At 49.5% G+C, this 3,889-nt stretch carries 3 protein-coding genes and 2 pseudogenes; 3 read left to right on the top strand and 2 right to left on the bottom strand.

Annotated features, from left to right (window positions below; genetic code table 11):
• Positions 1-97: 97 nt before the first annotated feature.
• Positions 98-298, top strand: a pseudogene (locus Q1A20_RS25960) (IS481 family transposase); the annotation flags it as partial.
• Here Q1A20_RS25960 and Q1A20_RS25965 read toward each other — a convergent pair.
• Positions 273-773: pseudogene (locus Q1A20_RS25965) on the bottom strand (integrase core domain-containing protein); the annotation flags it as partial. The pseudogenes Q1A20_RS25960 and Q1A20_RS25965 overlap by 26 nt on opposite strands.
• Before the next feature lie 536 nt (positions 774-1,309).
• Here Q1A20_RS25965 and Q1A20_RS25970 point away from each other — a divergent pair.
• A complete protein-coding gene (locus Q1A20_RS25970; protein ID WP_299410582.1) occupies positions 1,310-2,098 on the top strand; it encodes a hypothetical protein in 789 nt (262 codons plus the stop codon).
• A gap of 303 nt (positions 2,099-2,401) precedes the next feature.
• On the opposite strand, the gene Q1A20_RS25975 is transcribed toward Q1A20_RS25970, so the two are convergent.
• Entirely contained in the window at positions 2,402-3,262 is an 861-nt protein-coding gene (locus Q1A20_RS25975) for a hypothetical protein (protein ID WP_299410913.1), read from the bottom strand.
• A gap of 343 nt (positions 3,263-3,605) precedes the next feature.
• Between Q1A20_RS25975 and Q1A20_RS25980 the strand changes: the two genes are divergently transcribed.
• Positions 3,606-3,889 (top strand): Dabb family protein (locus Q1A20_RS25980; protein WP_299410911.1); only part of this gene is annotated, 284 nt, incomplete at its 3' end.

Here is a 3,889-nt window from a genome sequence, read left to right on the forward strand (position 1 = left end):
GCTATGCCGAAGAGGAGCTCTTGGACTCGCTGGATGTTGATCGGCTAAACGAACAATACTCTCAACGCCGCCTCTAGGGCCCATCCGGATCGTTTGGTATTTGGAGCGCTATCACGGGATTGAGATCTCTGATGCTGGCGTATACCGCATTCTCAGACGCAACGGTCTCAGTCGACTGTCCAGAGGAACGCGTATGCGGAAATTACACACCAAGCGCTATCAGAAACAGGTTCCGGGTCATTACATCCCGGTAGACGTCAAGTTCCTGACGCTTAAAGGGAAACGCGGCGAGAAGGTGCTGATCGGCCCCACCTGAGTGGTTCAATTTGAATGTTAGTGGGTTCCGTCGGGACAAAGGTTTCTGGGGCTGGTGGTCGATATCCCAATGCACTGTGGGCTCGTTTCGTGTTGTAGTGCTTCCTCCATTTTTCGATCAAGATTTGTGCTTCGCGTAGCGAGTAAAAGACCTCCGCGTTCAACAACTCATCACGGAACCGGGCGTTGAAACTTTCGCAGTAGCCATTTTCCCACGGTGAACCTGGCTCGATTTATGCGGTTTTGGCACCGACTGCTGCAATCCAGTCTCTGACAGCTTGGGCTATAAACTCTGGATCATTATCCGACCTGATGTAGGCAGGCACACCTCGCAAGATGAACAGATCCGTCAGAGCGTCTATGACTTTCGTCGAATTCAGCCTCCTCTTAACCCTGATTGCAAGGCACTCTCGGCTGTATTCGTGCAAGATGTTCAGAGTTCTGAACGCCTTGCCGTTTGCGCCTGCAGCGAACGGCAGCTTCGACGAGTGCATCGCAGCAACGGTTGGGCCGGATGAATGGCTGGAAAGGGCCGTCTTCAACCAAGTCCCAGATGTCCAGAGCCCGGATGCTGCGGTGTTTCTGATGTCTGCTCTGAGCCCATTTTACCCAAAGTCGCGATGTGGATGAATGTCAGCTTTCTTCTATGCTTGCCTTATTTCTTCGTACTGAGGATAAGAAACAACCAAAGTCTTTATTAGCGACGGAGAAATGATGCTTGATTCTGAGGTTCTACAAGGTTTTGGCCAAGTGGCTGGCATTGGCGGTCTCGGGTTGGGCGTTTTTCTGTACCTGTTTCGCGAGATCATCAGAAAGAACATCTTTGCGAATTTGGGCAAGGAATACTCTTATCGTCTACTGCGTCAAATATCATACCTCGTTTGGTCGGTTGGAATCGTGGGCATGCTTATTTGGCTGTATGTTGAAACCATAACGCAGCAAGATGTTATTCAATCAAGCGTAGGAACGTCGTCGCCAAACATATCCGAGGTAAATGGAAGTGTCTCCGTTTCAATCGAATCTGATTAACCTTGTCTGCCTTGGTATCTTAATTTGCTGCATTCCCGCTTCCGCAAGATCGGATGATCAGCAACTTAGCTTTGGCGACTGCAGTCCTAACATCGCCGATGTAAGTGGGGATGTCTCAGTTTCGATCGTCTGCAAAATTGATGAAACTGAAATCTACCTCCCGGTATACTTCGATAGAATTGAGGCAACCTTTCCAAGCAATCACGAGTTTGGAGAGTTGTTATGGGAAAATCAAGGAAGACTGTTGTACTTGCAATCGCCTATACATTTTGACACGCTATCCGGCCTGCACCGCGCTACAGTGCGCTTATGTGGGGGTATCCCAGAATCCCTTGGCGACAGGTATCCTATTGTTATTCGGATTGCGAGGCTACGATACGGTATTTCATCCGACACGGCATTTGACGCGTATGATTTAGCTGATCGTTTTTTTCGCGTTCCATGGTTCGCGCTTGAAGACCCGGATGCGGCCGCAAACAAATTGAGGGAATTCTACCGATGCGATGAAGTTGTTGCTTTTGACTTCTTAGAAAACACTCGAGTTGAGCGCATTGACGAGGGTTCGGATCTGCTTCGAACTAATATTACTGGCCTATTCAGCATTCAGGTAAGGCGTAGTGGTGGTCTTACTCGATATCTTCTCGAGGAAATCGCAATGCCAATCTCCACCCGAATACAATTGCAAGCACAGGCTGATCGTCTTGAAGACATATTTGGACGTCGTTTCGTGGGGCAGATACGACCATCTCCATAGCTAAAATTCGATCGACGGCGCTGATAGCATCAAGTAGTGTGTCCGGCCATTTAGATGGCCCTCGGAGAGAGCTTGGAACGATTAATTGACATAGCCACCTCATCAAAGCAGCCGTTCGGGTTAAGATTGGGAATTCACACTTTGTCCGCTGAGCTGCCCTTAGACCGTGTTGCGGCTAAGGTCTCAAGTGAGCCCATACTTCCCAATGCTGCGTGCGTCACGAATGTCGGCTTCGCCACAGCAAGAAGCTTCTATTCTTCATTTGCGCTCAATTTTGCAGCCAGGCCCGCGACGAACAATCCGTCATGCGCTGATGTAAAGCTGAAACAGTTTTGCTGTTCCGGCAATGGCAAAGCTTAAAAGGGTAAGTACGCCTTTGTCACTTTCGTAGACGCGCTTCAGAACCAAAGTCGTCGGCTTGTGCAATAACGGCTCCAAGATATGAAGCAAAAGCCAAACCGTTGCCAAACCAAAATGTACTAATGTCGGAATTCCTGCAGTGGAAAATTGAATTACAAATAGGGCTAACATTTCCAATCCCTCATCGCTTGGCGGTACACCTTGCCAAAGCGCCAAAATCGCATCCCATGCAATTTCTACTGGATCGGCGCCTGGGGCTAGATTTAGCCCGATAAACACGAATATCAGGATCGCCACGATCAGGCACACGACCGCTGCAAGTGCATCGACAATTACCCAAAAAAGCAGGACTCTGGTCGTGGTCGCATGGGTCATGTTCTCCAAGATTCTGTGCGTCACCGACAGAGACAAGAAATCAACAAACCAATTGGGTAAGATCATTCCAGCCAGAGACAGGAGACTTAAGCCAATCCATGCGACCATAGAGAGATTTACCGAGAACATGAATGCACCGCGAAGTGCTAGGACGACCAAGACCACATAGACTATAGTTGTAAAAAGTGCGCTCAGGATTAGGCTTGATATTAAGTGCTTTCTCCCGAAAATCTCTTTACCGAGGAAGCGGTCATAGAGCTCAAGCGTTGTCAGTGCCGCCTTTTGGCCGAGAGCCGGGACACCGTTGTCCATAATAAAACACCAGAACGTCTCAACTCTGTTTCTCATGAGAGCCCGGCCTTCTTTGCCAATAAGCCAGTCTGAGAGGACAAGGATCGTTACGGTGAGTGCAAGAACGAAATCAAACATCACTGAACTATACGATGGCAGTCGGCGTCCAGCCACCCTGCGCCTCACCAAGCAGACATCTGTAGAGTGATTGCAAACAGCAGCTTTTCCCGCAAACTGTGAACTCGCGGGTCACGTGATTTCGCAGCTGCGGCGAATGCCTCCTTCGGCGGGCTACGCCGCAACATCACCAATATAGGTTCGACGGCAGGAATGGGCCGTTCGTTGAGAACGACATTTGTTGAGAGGGTCAATGGTTGTGAACAAGCATACTTGGTGGCACCGACTGCGGCATGATTGTACCTCTTGCAACTTGAGCTGGACTTCGACAAATGCTTGTAGAAGTTGCGACATCAAATTTATCGTGGGTTTCGCCTTGTCAGACAGAACTTTCATCCGGCACGTAGTCTTCTTCAGCGCGGCTGACGAAAGTGATGTCGAGCGCATAATTGCTGGCCTTTCTTTGCTGAGAAACATCCCTCACGCCAGTGTATTTGAGGTGGTTCGAAACCGCCGTGTCGATCAACTCTCCGGCGAGGTCGATGTGGTCGTTTATGCAGAGTTCGTAGATGACACCGCACTACAGGCTTACAAGGCGCATCCGATTTACCAGCAAGCGATTGATATCGTACGACCGCTGCGTGAAAT

It is taken from the genome of uncultured Roseobacter sp., assembly GCF_947501835.1.
Lineage (GTDB): Bacteria > Pseudomonadota > Alphaproteobacteria > Rhodobacterales > Rhodobacteraceae > Roseobacter.

What these genes read in the sequence shown, in the direction of transcription:
- Q1A20_RS25970 (WP_299410582.1), top strand. Translation starts at nt 1,310, where the DNA reads ATGGAAGTGTCTCCGTTTCAATCGAATCTGATTAACCTTGTCTGCCTT.
- Q1A20_RS25975 (WP_299410913.1), bottom strand. Translation starts at nt 3,262, where the DNA reads ATGTTTGATTTCGTTCTTGCACTCACCGTAACGATCCTTGTCCTCTCA.